The organism is Rhodoblastus sphagnicola, assembly GCF_002937075.1.
In the GTDB taxonomy this organism is placed as follows: domain Bacteria; phylum Pseudomonadota; class Alphaproteobacteria; order Rhizobiales; family Beijerinckiaceae; genus Rhodoblastus; species Rhodoblastus sphagnicola.
Genome location: NZ_NHSJ01000073.1, coordinates 41,229 through 60,408, shown reverse-complemented (window position 1 = coordinate 60,408; position 19,180 = coordinate 41,229). Strand labels below are relative to the sequence as shown.

Genomic DNA, 19,180 nt, shown 5'->3' with positions numbered 1-19,180 from the left:
TCATGCTGTCAGCGCGAGACGCCTTCTCCCGAAAGGGGAGAAGGAGACCTTGCGAGCGCCGCCGCCGCGTCGGCCTCGCCCAGATCGGCCTCGCCAACGATTTTTCGGGCGCTGTCGCGTAAAATTTTGCGCAGCGCCGCGAGATCGAGGCTCGGATTTTTTTCCAGCACCAGCGCGGCCACGCCGCTGATTTCGGCGCAGGCGATCGACGTGCCGGTGGAGAGATCGTAGCCGCCGTTCGGCGCCGCCGCCAGCACGTCCACGCCGGGCGCCGCCAGTTTGATGTAGGCGCCCCGATTGCCCCGGCTGTAGATTTTGGCGTTCTCGTCCACGGCACCGACCGCGATCACCGGCGCATAGGCGCCGGGATATTGCGGCGGCGCCCCCGGCCCCTCATTGCCGGCGGCGGCGATGACAACCATGCCCTTGCCGGTCGCGGCCAAAACCATTTTTTCCATCAGCGGATCGGGCGGGCCGGCGAAACTCATGCTGACGACCTTGGCCCCCTTGTCCGCCGCCCAGTCGAGCCCCGCCAAAATGTTCAGCGTGGCGCCGCGCGCGCCGCCCCCGCCCGGATCGAAGGCGCGCACCGCCAGCAAACGCGCGGCGGGCGCGGCCCCGGCCAGCTTGACGTGACCGGAAATCGCCCCGGCCATGGCCGTGCCATGGGTATGGGCCGCGCCGGGCGTCCCGATCGCGTCAAAATTTTCGACGGCCACGCCGGCGAGTTCGGGATGGGCGGCGTCAACCTGAGAATCGATCACCGCCACCGCCACCCCCTGCCCGCGCGCGCGTTTGTGGGCCTCGGCCAAATTGAGCGCGGCGCCGGCATAGCCCTCCGGCGCGGGCGCGACGGCAGGCGAGTCCTTGGTCTCTGGTTGCGGCGGCGGGCTTGACGCCGGCGCGTCCGGCTCCTGCAGCTGATAATAATAGTTCGGCTGCGCCCAGGCGAGGCGCGCGTCGCGCCCGGCCCGGCGCAGGGTTTTGCGCAGGTCGCCGCCCCGAGGCAGCTTGAGCCGATAGACCGTGACCCCGATCAGTTTTAAGCCCCGCGCCTCGACGAGGTCGAGTTTTTGCCCGCGGGCGAAATCCTGGGCCTGCCCCACCTTTTCCGCCTGGAACGCGACCAGGATTTCGTCGGGCGCGAGCCTTTGTTCCGCCAGCGCCGGCAGCCGGGCGCGCGCCGGCGCGAAAATCGGCGGCGGTTTTTTACGACGCGGCGGCGCCTCTGATTCCATGACGACCGGCCGGGCGCGATGCGGGCGATGGCGCGGCGGCGGAGCTTCGTCCGATTCCATCCAGTCCGGCGGCGGCCGGCGGATATGGCGCGGGCGCGGCGGGGGATCGTAAAACTCCTGGTCGCGCGCATGCGCGGCAGCCGCAGCCCCGCCCAGCAGCAGGCCCGGCAAGAACCCGCCGCCGTAAAAATCGCCGTGATGACCGGCGCCGGGGCGATAGTTGCCCGCGCCGCCGCGCGAAAAATTGCGCTCCTGCCCCAACGCGGGCGAGGCGAGCGCCGCAATCAGCGGCAGGACGAGAAGCCAGCGCCAGGCTTTCATGACTCACCTTTTTTCAGCGCGGAACGCACGAGCCCGGAGGCCTTCAAACTGTCCAGCTTTGAGGCGGCTTGCGCCTCGCTCATGTCCTTGTCGCCAAGCCTGACCTGGAAGAACCCCGCGCGGGGTCCGCCAACGATCTGGGCTCCATTTTGCGCGAGCAAATCCGCGATCTGGTCCGCCCTGGCGTCGGGGTTGAAGGCGACCAGGGCGAGGCGACCCACGGGCGCGACCTCGTCGCGCGAAGCCGTCGCATAGCTTCCGACCGGCGACGGTTTGGCCAGAAACCCCGCCTCCACCGCGACCAGCAGGCAGGCGGTCATGGCGACCCAGCCCAGCGCGCGGGGGCTGAACCATTCGGCAAGCCGCGCGCCAAGATCAAGCCGACGCCAAAAACCCGGCGCCCTCGCCGGTTCGGCGTCGAGCAAGGCGAATAATTTTTCGGATGCGCGCGCGCCGGGCGCCGGCAGCGCTTCGTTGAGGGCGATCACCTCGTCGCGTTCCGCCCGCGCCGCCTCGACGTTGCGCGCGAGGTCGGGATCTTCAGCCAGGGCGCGTTCAAAACCCGCCCGCTCATCGTTTGCAAGGGTTCCGGCGACATAGAAGGGCGCCAGTTCCGCGAGCTTCTGCCTGTCTTGCGCGTTCATGGCCAACCTCGATCGACGCCCGCGCGCTTGCAAATCTCCGAGAGCTTTTGCCGCGCATAAAAGAGTCTTGTCTTCACCGTGGCGGGGGGAATGCCGATGATTGCGGCGGCCTCCTCCACGGATTGCTCGTGGTAGTAAACCAGATCGACGATCTCGCGGTGCTCCGGCGAGAGTTTTTGCAGGCAGGCGCGTAAAACCGCCGCCTTGTCGCTCTTGGCCATTTCCATTTCGGGGTCGTCGGCCTCATCGACAAGGCCGGCGGCGTAATCCTCGTCGAGCGCCGCCTCTCGCCGCGTCCGCGCGATGGAAAGCGCCTTAAACCGGGCGATGGACAGGATCCAGGTGGAAACGCTGGACCGGCCCTCGAAGGCGCCAGCCTGGCGCCAAACATCGACAAAGGTTTCGGACAGGGCGTCCTCGGCCCGGGCCTCGTCGCGCAGGAAACGCAGGATGAACCGGAACACACGCAGGCGGTGGCGCGCGAACAGAACCTGCATCGCCAGCCTGTCGCCTCGGGCGATCCGCGCCAGCAGCGCCGCATCGTCGCCGGTCTCCGTCGCCTGTTTGCGCATGACCCCCTGAAGAAAATGAGCCTTCGGGAGGATCGGGCGGCGGAGACCAAAGGTCAAGGCCCCGCCGCCTGTTGAAGTCATTCGCAGACCCGGACGCGGCCGATATAGTCGCCATATTCGTCATAGCGGCGCTCGGTGTGGCAATAACCATCGTCGGCGTAGGCGGCGGAAGCGGCGGCGGCGCCGATCAGGCCCAAACCCAGACCAATGCCGATGCCGGGACCCCAGTGATGGTGGGGATGGGGGAAGAACATCGGCTTGGCTTGCGCGGCCGGGACGGCGGTGACGAGCGCGGCGGCGACGGCGAGGGCGGTCAGGCTGTTGCGAAGGGTGGTGGTCATCGTTCTGCTCCCTGAGATCAAGGCCCCTTGCGGCCTTTACGCCCATGGGTCGCGGCGAACGGGAAAACGGTTCAAGGTATTTTTAAATTTTCCGGGCGACGACGAAAAAAGCCCGGCCTGCAGGCCGGGCTTTCGATTCGCCGCGAAGCGAATTTGATCAGTACTTGGCGACGAGCGCGGCCACGTCCGAAACGCCGAAGCGGTAGCCGATGCCGGCGCCGACAATCCAGGGGTTGACCTTCAGCTGCAGGTTGTTGCGCGCGCCGACGTTGGCGTCGGTTTCCAGCATGATGTATTTGGCGTCGACGTTGATCAGCCAGTTCTTGGTCAGGTAATAATCCGCGCCGAACTGGAAGGCGGGGGCGACGGCGGAGTGGATGTTGACCACGCCGTTGAGGGCCGGCGACTTCGTGCCGAGGAACCAGGTGTAGTTGACGCCGACGCCGACATAGGGGTCGAGCTGGCCCAGCGCGAAGTGATATTGCAGGGTCAGGGTCGGCGGCAGCAGGGTGGTATTGGCCAGCGCCACATTCGAACCGCCAGCAGTCAGGCGATGATGTGTCACGCCCGCGATCAACTCAGCCGCGATATTCTTGGTGAAGAAATAGGTGAAGTCGACTTCCGGAATGCCGTTGTCGGACAGCTTGGCGCCGGAAAGCGTCTTGTCGGCCAGTTTGGTTCCCGAAGCGTCCGGCAGGACGGCGAGGCCGCGCACGCGGATGAGGAAGGGGTCGAACGTGTCGATCGCCGGAAGGGCCGGAGCGGCCTTGGTCGAGGGCAGGTCGGCGGCGAAGGCCGGAACCGCGACGCAGGAGAGGAGAGCGGCGGCGAAAGCGCAGGAAACGAGGGTCTTCATGGGGGATATTCCATTGATGCGGTTTGCGAATTCCAGCGAAGAACGTCGCGAACGCGCTCCAGGCCCGAATTCACACTGGCCCGCGCTACCGTTGAATTACTTGATTGAGATCAATTAACCGCTGGTCCACCGCAAGACTTTTCCAGCCCGTTGCAAAAAAGACACGACCGCGGAATACGGGTCGATTCTTGCCAAGGCGGACGTGAAGCTCTATCGAAACGCGCAAGCTTTTCTCTTTTCGCGCGCCTGTCGCCTGCTAAAGCCGCGCCCCACTCGAAGGCCGATCCCTTGACCGCCCAGACCCCCGCCAAAGAACCGGCCATCACCCCGGACCTGATCGCCCAGCACGGCCTCAAGCCCGACGAATACCAACGCATTCTCGACCTGATCGGCCGCGCGCCCACCTTTACCGAGTTGGGCATTTTTTCGGCCATGTGGAACGAGCATTGCTCCTACAAGAGCTCGCGCCTGCATTTGAAGAAGCTGCCGACCAGCGCGCCCTGGGTGATTCAAGGCCCCGGCGAGAACGCCGGCATTATCGACATCGGCGACGGCCAGGCGGTGGCGTTCAAGATGGAGAGCCACAACCATCCCTCCTATATCGAGCCCTATCAGGGCGCGACCACCGGCGTCGGCGGCATCTTGCGCGACGTGTTCACCATGGGCGCCCGCCCCATCGCCTGCCTGAACCTGTTGCGCTTCGGCTCGGCCGATCATCCGCGCACGCGGCATCTGGTGTCGGGCGTGGTCGCGGGCGTCGGCGGCTACGGCAATTCCTTCGGCGTGCCCACCGTCGGCGGCTCGACCGAGTTCCACCCGTCCTATGACGGCAATATCCTGGTCAACGCCATGGCGGTCGGGTTGGTGAAGACCGACGAGATCTTTTATGCCGCCGCCACCGGCGTCGGGCGTCCCATCGTCTATCTCGGCTCGAAGACCGGGCGCGACGGCATCCACGGCGCCACCATGGCCTCGGCCGAATTCGACGCCGACAGCGATGAGAAACGCCCCACCGTGCAGGTCGGCGACCCCTTCTCCGAAAAGCTTTTGCTGGAAGCCTGCCTGGAGATCATGCAGAAGGGCTGCGTCGTCGCCATTCAGGACATGGGCGCCGCCGGCCTGACCTCCTCGGCGGTGGAAATGGGCGCCAAGGGCAATCTCGGCGTCGAACTCGATCTCGACAAAGTGCCCTGCCGCGAGCGCGGCATGACCGCTTACGAAATGATGCTGTCGGAAAGCCAGGAGCGCATGCTCATGGTGCTGGACCCCGACAAGGAGGCGGAAGCGAAAGCCATTTTCCGCAGGTGGGGGCTGGATTTCGCCATTATCGGCAAGACCACGGACACGCTGCGCTTCGTGGTGAAGCATGGCGGCGAGATCAAGGTCGATCTGCCGATCAAGGAGCTGGGCGATCAGGCCCCGCTCTATGACCGGCCCCATATCCCCACCCCGAAGCCGCCCAAACTCGACGCCAGCGCCCTGCCCGCCCCGCTTGCCATTGGCGAGGCGCTGAAAAAGCTGGTGTCCTGCCCGGACATGGCGTCAAAACGCTGGGTGTGGGAGCAATATGACCATCTGATCCTCGGCAACACCGTGGTCGGCCCCGGCGGCGACGCGGCGGTGGTGCGCATCGACGACGGCCCCAAGGGTCTGGCGCTCACCACCGACGTCACCGCGCGTTACTGTTACGCCGATCCGGTCGAGGGCGGCAAACAGGCGGTGGCGGAAAGCTGGCGCAACATCACCGCCGTCGGCGGCAAGCCGCTGGCCCTGACCGACAATCTCAATTTCGGCAATCCGGAAAAGCCGGAGATCATGGGCCAGTTCGTCGGCTGCCTTCAGGGCATTGGCGAGGCCTGCCGCGCGCTCGATTATCCCATCGTCTCCGGCAACGTCTCTCTATATAATGAGACGCAGGGCAAGGGCATCCTGCCCACGCCCGCCATCGGCGGCGTCGGCCTCGTGGCGGACGTGACCAAGGCGGTCGGCGTCGGCTTCCGCGCTTCGGGCGAAAAGTTGATTCTGATTGGCGAAGGCGAGGGCTGGCTGGGACAGTCGCTCTACCTGCGCGAGATTCTGGGCCGCGAGGAAGGCGCCCCGCCCCCGGTCGATCTGGCGGCGGAAAAGCGCAACGGCGATTTCGTCCGCGACCTTATTTTACGCGACGAAGTCTCTTCGGTTCACGACCTTTCCGACGGCGGCCTCGCCGTGGCCGTGGCGGAAATGGCCATGGCCGGCAAGATTGGCGCGACCGTTTCCGCGCCGGGCGGCGATTCGCCGCAAAACTGGTTTGGCGAGGATCAGGGCCGCTATCTGCTCGCCGTCCCCGCCGCCAAGGCGGAGGCGCTGCTGGCGGCGGCCAAGGCCGCAGGTGTCCCGGCCGCGTTGATCGGCGAGACCGGCGGCGATACGCTGAAACTCGGCGCTACAGCCCCGCTCGTGGTGCGGGACTTGCTTGAAGCCCACGAAACCTGGATGCCGGCCTATATGTCCGGCGGAAAAGCCTGAGGAAAAGCCCATGCCGATGGAACCCCAAGACATCGAAAAGATGATCAAGGACGCCCTGCCCGACGCCGAGGTTTACCTGACGGCGCTGGTTAATGACGGCGACCATTACCGCGCCCAGGTCGTTTCGGAAGCTTTTCGCGGCCTGAGCCGCGTCAAGCAGCACCAGTTGGTCTATGCGGCGCTCAAGGGCAATGTCGGCGGCGCGCTGCACGCGCTGGCGCTGGAAACCGCGCCGCCGGAAACGGCTTGATTCAGATCAAAAGCACACTATTTTCGGTCACAACGGAGCCTTGACCTCCGTTGAAAGGAAACAGACATGTCGGATCCGTTGCAACAGGCTCTCGATCGCATCAAGCAGGACGTCGAAGCCAATGATGTCGTGCTGTTCATGAAGGGCACGCCCAATTTCCCGCAATGCGGCTTTTCCGGCCAGGTCGCGAAGATTCTGGGCCATCTCGAAGTGCCGTATAAAGGCGTGAACGTGCTTGAGGACGCGGAAATCCGCGAGGGCGTGAAGGCGTTCTCGAACTGGCCGACCATCCCGCAGCTCTACATCAAGGGCGAATTCGTCGGCGGTTGCGACATCGTGCGCGAAATGTTTGCCTCGGGCGAGTTGGTCACCGCGTTCAAGACCGCCGGCGTGGCGGTGAAGGACCCGGCGCAGGCGTAAGCCGCAATCTCTCCGCCGCTTCCCTTCTCTCCATAGGGCGTCCGTCTTTCGACGGGCTATGGCGCCGGATGAGGGGGCTTGGCCGCCGCTCATATGTTTGTACTTGAGGGATCTACCCCTCATCCGTCTCGCCGCCTGATGGCGGCGAGCCACCTTCTCCCGCAAGGGGAGAAGGAGACGCTCCCGATCTACTCCACCGCCTTCACCAGCGCCTTGGCCTCATCCCCGTCCCATTTCGCCGGCCCGGCCAGCGCCGCGATTTCGCAGCCGTCCGGGCCGATCAGAAATGTCGTCGGCAGGCCCAACACCTTGCCCGCCCTGCGCAGGGCCTCAAAACTTTTCCCTTCGGAATCCTCGTAAAAGCCGAGGTTCTTCACCCCGATCTCGCCGAAAAACGCCTTCGCGCGTTCCTTCTTCGTCGTATCGACATTGAGCGCCACCACGATCACGCTTTCGCTCATCCCTTGCAAGCGATCAAGCGCCGGCATTTCCTCGCGGCAGGGGACGCACCACGTCGCCCAGGCGTTGAGCACAATCGTCTTGCCCTTGAAGCTCGCCAGCGTGGTCGCGCCCTGCGGCCCGCCAAAAACCAACTCCGGCATGGGTTTCGGGTCGGGCCGCACGGCCAGCGCGGAAAACTCGCCCTTGGCCAGCGGCGCCACACGGGCGGCGACCGCCCGCGACGCCTCGCACTGGGTCAAAGCGGCGGCTTTCTTGCCTCCCCCGTTCAACCCGTATAGGACGAACGCCACGCACGCGGCCATGGCCGCGGGAACAAAGATCGCATGCGGCAGGATCAGTTTTCGCGCGATGCGGCGCATCTGCTCGGGAGTGGCTTGCGGCGCGTCTTGCGGTTCTTGTTCAGTCATTTCGGCCTCGGCTTTGCAGCGGTCGCTTGGAGCAAGTCATGAGCAATCAGATGTGGGGCGGCCGGTTCGCCAGCGCCCCCGACGCCATCATGGAAGAGATCAACGCCTCCATCGGTTTCGACTATCGCCTCGCCAGACAGGACATCGCCGGCTCCAAGGCCCATGTCGCCATGCTGGCCAAGCAGGGCATCGTCAGCGCCGCAGACGCGGAAACGATCGCCAAGGGTCTAGACGAGGTCGGCGCCGAAATCGAGTCCGGCGCCTTCACCTTCTCGCGCGCGCTCGAAGACATTCACATGAATGTCGAATCCGCTCTGGCGGAAAAAATCGGCCCCACGGCGGGCCGCCTGCACACCGCCCGCTCGCGCAACGATCAGGTCGCCGTCGATTTCAAGCTGTGGGTGCGCGACACCATTGACGACCTCGACGCCCAACTCGCCGACCTGCAAGCGGCGTTGGTCGACAAGGCCGAAACCTATGCCGAAGCGGTCATGCCCGGCTTCACCCATCTGCAATCGGCCCAGCCGGTGACGTTCGGCCACCACCTGCTCGCCTATGTCGAGATGATCTCGCGCGACCGGGGCCGGTTCCGCGACGCCCGCGCGAGGCTGAATGAATGCCCGCTCGGCGCGGCGGCGCTGGCCGGCACGTCTTTCCCGATCGACCGTTTCGCCACGGCGCAGGCGCTCGGCTTCGACCGCCCCACCGCCAACTCGCTCGACAGCGTGTCCGACCGCGATTTCGTGCTGGAAACCCTGGCCGCCGCCGCCATCGCCGCCACGCATCTGTCACGTTTCGCTGAAGAAATCGTGCTATGGACCACGCCGCAATTTGGTTTCATCAGCCTGTCCGACAAGTTCACCACGGGCTCGTCGATCATGCCGCAAAAGCGCAATCCCGACGCCGCCGAACTGGTGCGCGGCAAGTCGGGCCGCGTCATCGGCGATCTCGCCGGCCTGCTGATCGTGATGAAGGGCCTGCCTTTGGCCTATTCCAAGGACATGCAGGAAGACAAGGAAGGCTGTTTCGACTCGCTGCAAAGCCTGTCTTTGTGCATCGCCGCCATGGCCGGCATGATCAGGGACATGACGCCCAAGCTGGAAAAGATGAAGGCGGCGGCGGGGTCGGGCTATTCCACCGCCACCGATCTCGCGGACTGGCTGGTGCGCGCGCTTAATCTGCCGTTCCGTCAGGCCCATCATGTCACCGGCCGCATCGTGGCGCTGGCGGCCGACAGCGGCAAGGAGCTGGAACAGTTGACGCTTGATGAGATGCAAGGCGTCGAGCCGGCCATCACGGCGGAGGTGTTCGACGTGCTCGGCGTGGAGAAATCTGTGCGCAGCCGTCTCTCCTATGGCGGCACGGCGCCAAGCAACGTGCTGGTGCAGGCGCGCGGCTGGAAGCAGAAACTCGCGCAGAAATAATTTTGGGGGCGCGACTTTTTCGCGCGCTTTAAGCTATAGTCCGCGCAAACGGAGAGGTCTTGACCTTGGCTGGAAAAATCCTTCGCGTCCTCACGGCCGCTTCCCTGCTCGCCGCCGCGCTCGCGCTCGAAGGCTGCGGTCGCAAGGGTGTTCCCGAGGCGGCCTCGACCGCCGAACTGCCGGCCAATTCGCCGCAAAGGCTGCCGCGCGGCGTAAACGATCCCGCGCTGAAAGCCGGCGCGACCAAGCAGCCCACGCCCTTCGACATCCTGCTGTAACCCATGCGTCATTTTGCTTATGAACACGGCGTGCTTCACGCCGAAGGTCACGCGTTGCCGGATTTGGCGCGGGAGGTCGAGACCCCGTTCTATCTTTACAGCGCCGCCACCATCCGCCGCCATTTCAACGTGTTCTCGCAGGCCGTCGCCGATCTCGACGCTTTGGTCTGCTATGCGATGAAGGCCAATTCCAACCAGGCGGTGTTAAAACTGCTGGCGGGCATGGGCGCGGGCATGGACGTGGTGTCGGAAGGCGAACTTTTGCGCGCGAAGGCGGCCGGCGTCGAGGGAAAGAAGATCACGTTTTCCGGCGTCGGCAAGACCGAGCGCGAAATCGCGCTGGCGCTTGATCTCGGCATTTTCTGCTTCAACGTCGAATCCGAGCCGGAGCTTGAGCGCATTTCGCAAATCGCTTTTGCGCGCGGCGCGGTTGCGCCGATTTCGATCCGCGTCAATCCCGACGTGGACGCCAAGACCCACGCGAAAATTTCCACCGGCAAGTCGGAAAACAAGTTCGGCGTTCCGATTTCGGTCGCGGCCGACGTTTACGACCGCGCGGGCAAACTGCCGGGGGTGAAGATCGCCGGCGTCGACATGCATATCGGCTCGCAAATCACCGATCTCGCGCCGTTCGACAACGCTTTCGCCATTCTGGCCAAATTCGTCGGCGAATTGCGCCGACGCGGCCACGCCCTCGGCCATGTCGATCTCGGCGGCGGCCTGGGCATCCCCTATTCCGAACAGGACAATCCGCAAAGCTATCATCCCGCGCTTTATGCGGAGGTCGTGCGCCGCCATATAAAACCGCTGGGCGTGAAAACAGTGTTCGAGCCGGGGCGGCTGATCGTCGGCAACGCTGGCGTCCTCGTCACCAAGGTCATTTATGTGAAGCGCGGCGCCGGGAAAAATTTCATCATCGTTGACGCCGCCATGAACGATCTGGTGCGCCCCACGCTCTACGAAGCCCACCACGACATTTTTCCGGTGGCGCAGGCGCCGGAGGGCGCGGCGACAATCAAGGCGGATCTGGTCGGCCCGGTCTGCGAGACCGGCGATTACCTCGCCAAGGCCCGCACCCTGCCCGTGCCGCAACCCGGAGACCTGCTGGCGGTGATGTCGGCGGGCGCCTATGGCGCGGCCCAGGCCTGCACCTACAACAGCCGACTGCTGGTCCCGGAAGTGCTCGTGGATGGCGACAGGACGGCCGTGATCCGTCCCCGCCTGAGCTATCAGGACTTGATCGGACTCGACCGCGTTCCCAACTGGCTGGATTAAAGCATGATCCCAAAAAGTGGAGGCCGGTTTTTGGAAAAGATCAGGCTCGCGTGAAAGACTCCAGATCCTGAGGCGTTTCCGTGGAAACGGCTCAGGATCTGGAGCATAATCCCTGCCAGGCCGGGAGCGGAGACAGCATGAAGGATGAGCGGGACGACCTGCGCGCGGCAAAAGCGCGGCTGAACCGGCTCACCCTCCTGACGCAGCTTGCCCTGTTTCTCGAAACCCTGATCGTCCTGCTCGCCCCCGCCGTCGCTCTGCTGCTGGCTTTTGTCGCCCTGTCCTGGACCGGGCTGTGGCTGAACGCGCCGCCGGCCGGGCGGATCGCCGGCGGCCTTGGCCTTGGCGCGCTGCTGGTCGCGACGCTCGCCCGCCTGCGCCATCTGCGCTGGAGCGACCGGCGGCAAGCGCGCGAAAAACTCGACCGCGACCGCGAGGACGCCCCCGCCGCCGCCCTTGCCGACGCGCTCGCCAATGAAGGGCCGGCCGAAGGCCCGACAAGCCTGCTATGGACCGCGCATCTTCTACGCGTGCGGAAAAGCGTGGAAAAACTGCGCGCGCCCCCGCCCGCGCCACGCCTCGCCGCGCACGATCCCCTCGGCCTTGGCGCGCTCGCGGTTCTCGCGCTTTGCGCCACGGCTTTCGTCGCCGGCTCGGAGAAACACATCCGCCTCGCCGCCGCCTTCGACTGGCGCGCCGCCGCGCCCGGCGCATCGACGCGCGTCGATCTCTGGATCGACCCGCCGCGCTACACCGGCAAGCCGCCCATCGTGCTGACGCTCAACCGGGCCGGCGAGCAAGCCGTGTCCGCGCCGGTCGGCTCCCTGGTGGTGGCGCGGGCCGGCAATCCCGGCGCCCTCGACATCGCGGCGTCGGACGGCCTGGAGCCGGCGCCCGAAAAAGGTGACGAAAGGCGTTTTGTGCTGCGCGGCGACAGCCGACTGACCCTCTCCGGCGCGGCCTCCGGGGTTTTCGCCGTTCACTCCGAACCCGACCTGCCGCCGAAAATTTCTGTTGTCGGCGACATAAAGGTTAACGCGCGCGGCACGTTCTCGCTGTCCTATCGCATCGAGGACGATTATGGCGCGCGCGACGCCAGAATCACCGCCCGTCCCGTCGAGGACCGGGGACGCGCGCTTTACGACCCGCCCGAGGCGCCGCTGGAGCTGCCGGCGGAGCCGGGCGGGCTTGGCGAAGCCCGGAGCACGCTGGACTGGAGCGACAGTCCCTATGCCGGACGCAAGGTCGATCTGCGCCTGAGCGTTCGTGACGAAGCCGGACAGGAAGGCGAGGTCTTGGTCGGCGATTTCGTACTGCCGCGCAAGCCGTTGAAGAACCCGCTGGCGCTGGCGCTGGCCGAACAGAGGCGAATCCTCGCGCTGGACGCCGACCGCAGGGCGCAAACCCAGTTTGCGCTGGAGGCGCTGGATTTCGCGCCCGATCTGTTCACGCCGAAATTTTCCGTCCATCTCGGCCTGCGCTATGGCGTCACCGCCCTGCGCCATGCCCGCAATGACGACGATTTGCGCGAGGTCGCCGACCATCTCTGGGCCATGGCGTTGCAGATCGAGGAGGGCGAGATGTCCCAGGCCGAGCGCGCGTTGCGCGCGGCGGAAAAGGCGCTGCGCGACGCCATGAAGGCCGGCGCGCCCAAGGAGGAAATCGACCGCCTCACCCGCGACCTGCAAAAGGCGATGGAGAATTTTCTGGCGGAAATGACGAAAAAGGCGCCGCACAGAAGCGGCGAAAACCAGACCGGCGAGGGCCGCTCGGTCTCGCCGGAAGATTTCCAGAAAATGCTGGAGCAGATGAAGAAGGCTCTTGCAGACGGCGACATGGAGACCGCCCAGGCCCTGCTCGACCAGATGCAATCCATGCTGGAAAACCTTCAGAACGCCGAAGGCGGCCCGTCGCAAAAATCGCGCAGCCGCCAGACCCGGCGCGATCTCGACAAAATGATGCGCGAGCAGCAACAATTGCGCGACGAAACCGCCGAGCAGGAGCGCGCCAAAGGCCCCCCGGGGTCGCCAGGACAGGACCCTCAGCCGGGCGAAGGCCAAAAGGAAGGCCAAAAGCCCGGCGGCAAAGCCCAAAAGGGCGAAAAACCGGCCCCCGGCGGCGCGCTGGAGCAGCGCCAGGGCCAGTTACGCGAAAAACTCGATGCGCTCAGGCGCGGCGCGCCGGGCATGGACGGCAAGGCGGCCGACGGGCTGAAACAGGCCGAAGAGGCCATGAAGGACGCGCAGAACGCGCTGAAGCACGGCGATGAGGACGACGCCATGGCCGACCAGCAGCGCGCGCTCGACCAGATGGGCAAGAGCGCGGGCGAAATGGCCAAGGGCGAAAAGGACGGGGACTCGCAGGAAGCCGGCGGCCAGCAGCGCGGCGGGCGCGACAAGAACGGCGAAGGCCCGTTCGACAACGCCCAGCGTAGCGACGCCGTCAAAGCCACCGCCGCGCAAAAGGCGCGAAAAATCCTCGACGAAGTCCGCAAACGGCTCGCCGACCCCAGCCGCGCGCAAGAGGAACTGGACTATCTGGAAAGGTTGATCCGTCCCAATTAGTTTTTATCACTTTCACTCCTCGCGTTTCCGCGTCATGTTGCGCGCCCAACACGATGCAGGCTCCATGGTCAAGCTCAACAGAATCTATACCCGCACCGGCGACGACGGCACGACCGGCCTCTCCGATGGCGCGCGGCGGCCGAAATGCGACGCGCGCGTCGAGGCCTATGGCGCGATCGACGAGACCAATTCGGTGATCGGCCTCGCGCGACTCTCGACCCGCGATCTGCCCGATCTCGACGCCATGCTGGAGCGCATTCAGAACGACCTGTTCGACCTCGGCGCCGATCTGGCGACGCCCCCCGCCGAAAAACCGCCGGAGCACGAACCGCTGCGGGTGATCGAAGCGCAGGTGGAGTGGCTGGAGCGCGAAATCGACGCGCTCAACGCCCGCCTGGCGCCGCTGCACTCTTTCGTGCTGCCGGGCGGCTCGCCCGCCGCCGCCGGTCTGCATCTCGCCCGCGCCGTGTCGCGGCGCGCCGAGCGCCGCATGGTCGAGGCGCAGCGCAAGGGCGAGGAGATCGGCCATCCCGCCATGGCCTATGTCAACCGCCTGTCCGATTTCCTGTTCGTGGCGGCGCGGATCGCCAATGCCGATGGCGCGACCGACGTGCTGTGGCGCCCCGGCGCCAACAGATAAGCGGGAAGGACTTTTTTCCGAGCGGCGCCGCGATTGACTAAGCGATCGGCCCCGACTAACAAACCTAACGGATCCCAATAGATCATACCTAAACTATTCCCGCGTTTGGAGGTTCAAGCCGATGAAACTTCTGGTGCCCGTAAAGCGGGTGGTCGATTACAATGTGAAGATTCGCGTCAAGACGGATGGGTCGGGCGTCGAACTCGCCAATGTCAAAATGTCGATGAATCCGTTCGACGAAATCGCGGTGGAAGAGGCCCTGCGCCTGAAGGAAGCCGGCAAGGCGACGGAAGTGATCGTCGTCTCCATCGGCCCGCAGCAGGCGACGGAAACCCTGCGCACCGGCCTCGCCATGGGCGCGGATCGCGGCATTCTGGTGAAGACCGACGAAACCGTCGAGCCGCTGGCCGTCGCCAAGATTCTCAAGGCCGTGGCGCTGGAAGAACAGCCCGGCCTGATCATCCTCGGCAAGCAGGCGATCGACGACGATTCCAACCAGACCGGCCAGATGCTCGCCGCGCTGCTCGGCTGGGGCCAGGGCACGTTCGCGTCGAAAATCGAGGTCGCCGACGGAACGGTCGATGTGACCCGCGAAGTCGATGGCGGCTTGCAAACGGTGACGCTGAAGACGCCGGCGGTGGTGACCACCGATCTGCGCCTCAACGAGCCGCGCTACGCCTCGCTGCCCAACATCATGAAGGCGAAGAAGAAGCCTATTCTCGACAAGACCCCCGCCGACTACGGCGTTGACGTGACGCCGCGTCTAAAAGTGCTGAAGACCACCGAGCCGGCGGCGCGCAAGGCGGGTGTGAAAGTCGGTTCGGTCGCCGAACTGGTGGCGAAACTCAAGGATGAGGCCGGAGTGATCTGATGACGACCCTTCTTCTCGCTGAAGTTCATGGCGGCAAGCTGAACGACGCCACCGCCAAGGCGCTCACCGCCGCGAGCGCGCTGGGCGGCCCGGTGCATATTCTCGTCGCCTGCGGCTCGGATGCAGCCGCGCAAGCCGCCGCCAAGCTGGCGGGCGTCGAAAAGGTGCTGACCGCCTCCGGCGACGTCTACAAGCACCAACTCGCCGAAGCCACCGCCGATCTGATCGTGTCGCTGGCCGGCGGCTATGACGCCATCGTCGCGCCGGCCAGCTCCAACGGCAAGAACGTGCTGCCGCGCGTCGCCGCCCTGCTCGACGTGGCGCAAGTGTCGGAAATCTCGAAAGTGGTGTCGCCCGACACGTTCGAGCGCCCGATCTACGCCGGCAACGCCATCCAGACCGTGCAGGCGACCGATTCCAAGAAGGTGATCACGGTGCGCACGTCAACCTTCGCTGCGGCCGGCGAAGGCGGTTCGGCGCCGATCGAGGCGGTTTCGGCGCCTGCGGATTCCGGGCTGTCGCGCTTCAAGAGCGAGGCGCTGGCGGTTTCGGACCGCCCGGAGCTGACGTCCGCGAAGATCATCATTTCCGGCGGGCGCGCGATGCAGAACGCGGAAAACTTCAAGACCTACATCGAGCCGGTGGCCGACAAGCTCGGCGCGGCCATGGGGGCGTCGCGCGCCGCCGTGGACGCCGGCTATGCGCCGAACGACTGGCAGGTTGGCCAGACCGGCAAGGTGGTGGCGCCGGAGCTTTACATCGCCGTCGGCATTTCCGGCGCGATCCAGCATCTGGCGGGCATGAAGGATTCCAAGGTGATCGTGGCGATCAACAAGGACGAGGAGGCGCCGATCTTCCAGGTCGCCGATTACGGCCTGGTCGCCGACCTCTATCAGGCCCTGCCGGAACTCAAGGAAGAGCTGGGCAAGATCGGCCGCTGAGCGGGCGATCTGAAAACTTTCGAAGTCGATGGCGCCGCCAAGAAACGCCATCGACTCTAGACCTATGGACTGCCGACGATTAAGCCCTATGATCGCCGCCGGTTCCACCCTCCGGGAATGAATCATGAGTTTCGAAATTCGCAAGATTGGCGTCGTCGGCGCGGGACAGATGGGTTGTGGCATCGCCCAGGTCAGCGCGGCCGCGGGTTTCGAAGTTCTGCTCAATGATGTTTCCCCCGAGCGGATCGAGGCGGGCATCGCGCGGATCGCCGCCAATCTCGGCCGCCTCGTCGAGCGCGGCGGCATGGCCCCGGCGGACAAGGACGAAACGCTCGCCCGCATCAGACCGGCCGCCGATTTCGCCGCCTTGGCCGACGCCGATCTGGTGATGGAGGCCGCCTCGGAAAACGAGGAGGTGAAACGCGCCGTTTTCACATCTTTGTGCAATCACCTCAAGCCCGAGGCGATCCTCGCCACCAACACCTCGTCGATCTCGATCACCCGGCTTGCCTCGGTCACCAACCGTCCCGGCCGCTTCATCGGCATTCACTTCATGAATCCGGTGCCGCGCATGCAACTCGTCGAGTTGATCCGGGGCATTGCGACCGATGACGACACCTTCGCCGCCTCCAGGGTCTATATCGAGAAGCTGCACAAGACCGTAACAGTCTCCGAGGATTTCCCCGCCTTCATCGTCAACCGCATCCTGCTGCCGATGATCAACGAGGCGATTTATACCCTCTACGAAGGCGTCGGCTCGGTGGACGCCATCGACACGGCCATGCGGCTCGGCGCCAATCACCCGATGGGGCCGCTGCAACTCGCTGATTTCATTGGCTTGGACACGTGTCTGTCGGTGATGCAGGTGCTGCACGAGGGGCTGGCGGATTCCAAATACCGCCCCTGCCCGCTGCTGGTGAAATATGTCGAGGCCGGCTGGCTCGGCCGCAAGACGCAGCGCGGGTTCTACGATTATCGCAGCGGGGCGCCCATTCCCACCCGTTGAGGCGGCTGCGCTGAGTCAAGAAACCCTTACCAGAGTCTTCACAAAGGCGTCATCAAGCCTATAGATTATCGCCGACAGGGAATCGGTGGTGGACTCATTCGCCCGACCGGTTTACGGAGACGGCGCATGATCCTTCATGACTGGCCCAGTTCCGATATCTGCGATCCGGCCCGCGCCAGGGTCAGGGCTTTTGCGCCCGTAAGACCGATCCCCCTCCATCCCAGGACTCGGAGGGCGGGATGAGCGCCACGTTTCTGCATTCTTCCCCCGGAAGCGATGCGGAAACGCCGCCGCCGCTCTACGCATCCCTGATTTCGCCTCCCCTCTGCCTGGCCGCGACGCCGGGCGTGTGCGCGTGTGGGAAAATTCCTGAAATTTTCACGACATGGAGGGCGGAGTGAACGCTTCCGTCGCCAATCTTCGAACTCTCGTGCTCAACGCCGACATGCAGCCCGTGAGCTGGGCGCCCCTCTCGATCTGGAGCTGGCAGGACGCTCTGGTCGCTTTGCTCAAGGGGCGCGTTTATCCCGTTGCCAATTACGACGACATCAGGGTGCATTCCGCCAACCAAACCTATGAAGTGCCTTCGGTGGTGGCGCTCAAAAGCTATCACCGGCGAAAAAACATCGCCTTCACGCGCTATCATGTTTTTTTGCGCGACGAATTCACCTGCCAGTATTGCGGCCAGAAGGGGCTAGCGAAGGATCTGACGTTTGACCACGTCACGCCGCGCGCGAAAGGCGGCCAGACCAGTTGGAAGAACATTGTCACCTGCTGCCAGCGCGACAATCTTCTGAAAGCCGACATGACCCCGCGCCAGGCCGGTCTGAAATTGCGCCGCGCGCCGTTCGAGCCGACCCCGTTCCAACTCGACATGATCGCCCGCCGCCTGCCGCAGGCGAACAGCGAATTGCACAAGACCTGGAACGATTTTCTCTACTGGGATTCCGAACTGGAAGGCTGAGATGGTCGCGAACCGCCAGAAAGCCGCGCAAAAAGAAACGCCCGGTCTTGCGACCGGGCGTTGAAGTCGTGGGAGACCCGCCGGCTTCTTGGCGCCGACGGGATTCCGATTACTTCAGGTCCTTCGAGGTCAGGTCGAAGGAAAGCGTCGCGACGAAGCGGTCGTCGGCGTAATTGCAGTTCGTGCCATTAACCACAGTCGGGATGCCGACCAACTGGTAAGCAGCCGCGCGGCTCAGATCGGTGCCGTAGTAGCGCAGATCGAGAGTCAGGAACTTCCAGGTGTAGGACACGCCAGCATTCCAGTAGTTATAGTCCGGCAGCTTGCCGCTGGCGTCGCCGAGATAGACGTAGTTATCCGAATTGGCACCCCTGTAAACACTGTCCAGCTTGCCAAGCCACTGGTGACCGAATTCACCCGACAGAGCAAAAGCCGAAAGCTGACCCGGCAGGGTGTACTTGACGGTGCCGGACAGATATTCGCCGTCCGCGCCGGTGTTGAGGTAGCTCGGGGTATAGAAGACGTTCAGACCGAGCGAGAGCGCGTCGTTAATCGCATAGCTCGGCTTGAAGTAGATTTCGAAAAAGGTCGGATTGCGCGGAGCCAAGCCGATGATGCCGTTGGACGAGGTATAGGCCGCGTTCTGAACGCGGTTGGTCGGCGAGTCCGGATAGCCGTAGCCGATGGCGCCGAGGTCGAAGGAGAACGCGCCGTGCGTGCCGCGGATGCCGCCGAAGCCATCGAGCTCGAGCGCCGGCGAGCCGACCGGGAAGATGTTGTTGGTGAACTTGATCGATTCGCCGGAGACGCCGACATAGAACTGGTAATCAGCGGTCCAGTTGTAGCGGATTTCGCCATGGGCCGAGACGCTCGGCTGATGGTTCGACTGGGTGATGCCGCGGAAGAGGTAGTCCGAGGTGAGACCGGCGCCGATGTCGTAATCCCAGGGGCTGGTGACGATCGGGGCGACAGGGGCGGCCTTGGTGCTCGGCAGGTCGCCAGCGAAGGCGGTCCCTGCCGAAGCCGCCAGCACAACGGCGGCGAGGGAGAGCTTGTTCATAGGTATTCTCCAGGACGAAATCAGTGATGCAAACATGCGCTCGGCGCAACCAATCCCTCAAGCTCAAGACTTAGGCGTTTGCTCATTTATTATGCAAATAACGCCATGAATAATGACTTGTCCAAGCGACGTTGCGCA

At 64.6% G+C, this 19,180-nt stretch carries 19 protein-coding genes; 12 read left to right on the top strand and 7 right to left on the bottom strand.

The window, feature by feature from the left end; translation table 11 throughout:
• Positions 1–8: 8 nt before the first annotated feature.
• The 5 genes from CCR94_RS11655 to CCR94_RS11635 all read right to left on the bottom strand — a co-directional run bounded on the left by CCR94_RS11655 (position 9) and on the right by CCR94_RS11635 (position 3,972).
• Entirely contained in the window at positions 9–1,559 is a 1,551-nt protein-coding gene (locus CCR94_RS11655) for a S8 family peptidase (protein WP_104508016.1), read from the bottom strand.
• A complete protein-coding gene (locus CCR94_RS11650; protein WP_104508015.1) occupies positions 1,556–2,203 on the bottom strand; it encodes a hypothetical protein in 648 nt (215 codons plus the stop codon). The genes CCR94_RS11655 and CCR94_RS11650 overlap by 4 nt, the downstream gene beginning before the upstream one ends.
• On the bottom strand, positions 2,200–2,775 hold the full coding sequence (locus CCR94_RS11645) for a sigma-70 family RNA polymerase sigma factor (RefSeq protein WP_104508014.1): 576 nt from the start codon (positions 2,773–2,775) through the stop codon (positions 2,200–2,202). The genes CCR94_RS11650 and CCR94_RS11645 overlap by 4 nt, the downstream gene beginning before the upstream one ends.
• A 77-nt stretch (positions 2,776–2,852) precedes the next feature.
• Positions 2,853–3,116: a hypothetical protein gene (locus tag CCR94_RS11640; RefSeq protein ID WP_104508013.1), complete on the bottom strand. Its 264-nt coding sequence runs from the start codon at positions 3,114–3,116 to the stop codon at positions 2,853–2,855.
• Positions 3,117–3,273: 157 nt separating this feature from the next.
• The gene (locus tag CCR94_RS11635; protein WP_104508012.1) at positions 3,274–3,972 is read right to left on the bottom strand and encodes an OmpW/AlkL family protein; all 699 of its coding nucleotides are present in this window, start codon (positions 3,970–3,972) and stop codon (positions 3,274–3,276) included.
• Positions 3,973–4,260: 288 nt separating this feature from the next.
• Here CCR94_RS11635 and purL point away from each other — a divergent pair, with 288 nt between their 5' ends.
• The 3 genes from purL to grxD all read left to right on the top strand — a co-directional run bounded on the left by purL (position 4,261) and on the right by grxD (position 7,150).
• Positions 4,261–6,480: a phosphoribosylformylglycinamidine synthase subunit PurL gene (gene purL, locus CCR94_RS11630; protein WP_104508011.1), complete on the top strand. Its 2,220-nt coding sequence runs from the start codon at positions 4,261–4,263 to the stop codon at positions 6,478–6,480.
• Between the two features lie 10 nt (positions 6,481–6,490).
• The gene (locus CCR94_RS11625) at positions 6,491–6,730 is read left to right on the top strand and encodes a BolA family protein (RefSeq protein WP_104508010.1); all 240 of its coding nucleotides are present in this window, start codon (positions 6,491–6,493) and stop codon (positions 6,728–6,730) included.
• 66 nt (positions 6,731–6,796) lie between these two features.
• Complete coding sequence (gene grxD / locus CCR94_RS11620; protein ID WP_104508009.1) at positions 6,797–7,150, top strand: Grx4 family monothiol glutaredoxin; 354 nt, start codon at positions 6,797–6,799, stop codon at positions 7,148–7,150.
• Positions 7,151–7,338: 188 nt separating this feature from the next.
• On the opposite strand, the gene CCR94_RS11615 is transcribed toward grxD, so the two are convergent.
• Positions 7,339–8,019, bottom strand: coding sequence for a TlpA family protein disulfide reductase (locus CCR94_RS11615; protein ID WP_104508008.1), 681 nt, complete (start codon positions 8,017–8,019; stop codon positions 7,339–7,341).
• A 38-nt stretch (positions 8,020–8,057) separates the two neighbouring features.
• On the opposite strand from CCR94_RS11615, the gene argH reads away from it, so the two are divergent.
• The 9 genes from argH to CCR94_RS11570 all read left to right on the top strand — a co-directional run bounded on the left by argH (position 8,058) and on the right by CCR94_RS11570 (position 17,982).
• The gene (argH, locus tag CCR94_RS11610) at positions 8,058–9,443 is read left to right on the top strand and encodes an argininosuccinate lyase (RefSeq protein WP_104508007.1); all 1,386 of its coding nucleotides are present in this window, start codon (positions 8,058–8,060) and stop codon (positions 9,441–9,443) included.
• 59 nt (positions 9,444–9,502) lie between these two features.
• Positions 9,503–9,721 carry a hypothetical protein gene (locus CCR94_RS11605; protein WP_104508006.1) on the top strand — a complete coding sequence of 73 codons (219 nt, stop codon included), beginning with the start codon at positions 9,503–9,505 and terminating at the stop codon, positions 9,719–9,721.
• 3 nt (positions 9,722–9,724) lie between these two features.
• On the top strand, positions 9,725–10,996 hold the full coding sequence (gene lysA / locus CCR94_RS11600) for a diaminopimelate decarboxylase (protein WP_104508005.1): 1,272 nt from the start codon (positions 9,725–9,727) through the stop codon (positions 10,994–10,996).
• 137 nt (positions 10,997–11,133) lie between these two features.
• Positions 11,134–13,560 carry a TIGR02302 family protein gene (locus tag CCR94_RS11595; RefSeq protein ID WP_104508004.1) on the top strand — a complete coding sequence of 809 codons (2,427 nt, stop codon included), beginning with the start codon at positions 11,134–11,136 and terminating at the stop codon, positions 13,558–13,560.
• Between the two features lie 64 nt (positions 13,561–13,624).
• Positions 13,625–14,200: a cob(I)yrinic acid a,c-diamide adenosyltransferase gene (locus CCR94_RS11590; protein ID WP_104508003.1), complete on the top strand. Its 576-nt coding sequence runs from the start codon at positions 13,625–13,627 to the stop codon at positions 14,198–14,200.
• Positions 14,201–14,321: 121 nt separating this feature from the next.
• A complete protein-coding gene (locus tag CCR94_RS11585; protein ID WP_104508002.1) occupies positions 14,322–15,071 on the top strand; it encodes an electron transfer flavoprotein subunit beta/FixA family protein in 750 nt (249 codons plus the stop codon).
• Complete coding sequence (locus CCR94_RS11580) at positions 15,071–16,012, top strand: electron transfer flavoprotein subunit alpha/FixB family protein (protein WP_104508001.1); 942 nt, start codon at positions 15,071–15,073, stop codon at positions 16,010–16,012. The genes CCR94_RS11585 and CCR94_RS11580 overlap by 1 nt, the downstream gene beginning before the upstream one ends.
• 124 nt (positions 16,013–16,136) lie before the next feature.
• Positions 16,137–17,018: a 3-hydroxybutyryl-CoA dehydrogenase gene (locus CCR94_RS11575; protein ID WP_104508000.1), complete on the top strand. Its 882-nt coding sequence runs from the start codon at positions 16,137–16,139 to the stop codon at positions 17,016–17,018.
• Between the two features lie 397 nt (positions 17,019–17,415).
• Positions 17,416–17,982, top strand: a complete 567-nt coding sequence (locus CCR94_RS11570) for an HNH endonuclease (RefSeq protein WP_104508076.1) — start codon at positions 17,416–17,418, stop codon at positions 17,980–17,982.
• A gap of 109 nt (positions 17,983–18,091) precedes the next feature.
• Here CCR94_RS11570 and CCR94_RS11565 read toward each other — a convergent pair whose 3' ends face one another.
• Positions 18,092–19,042, bottom strand: coding sequence for a TorF family putative porin (locus tag CCR94_RS11565; protein WP_158254728.1), 951 nt, complete (start codon positions 19,040–19,042; stop codon positions 18,092–18,094).
• Positions 19,043–19,180: the final 138 nt, after the last annotated feature.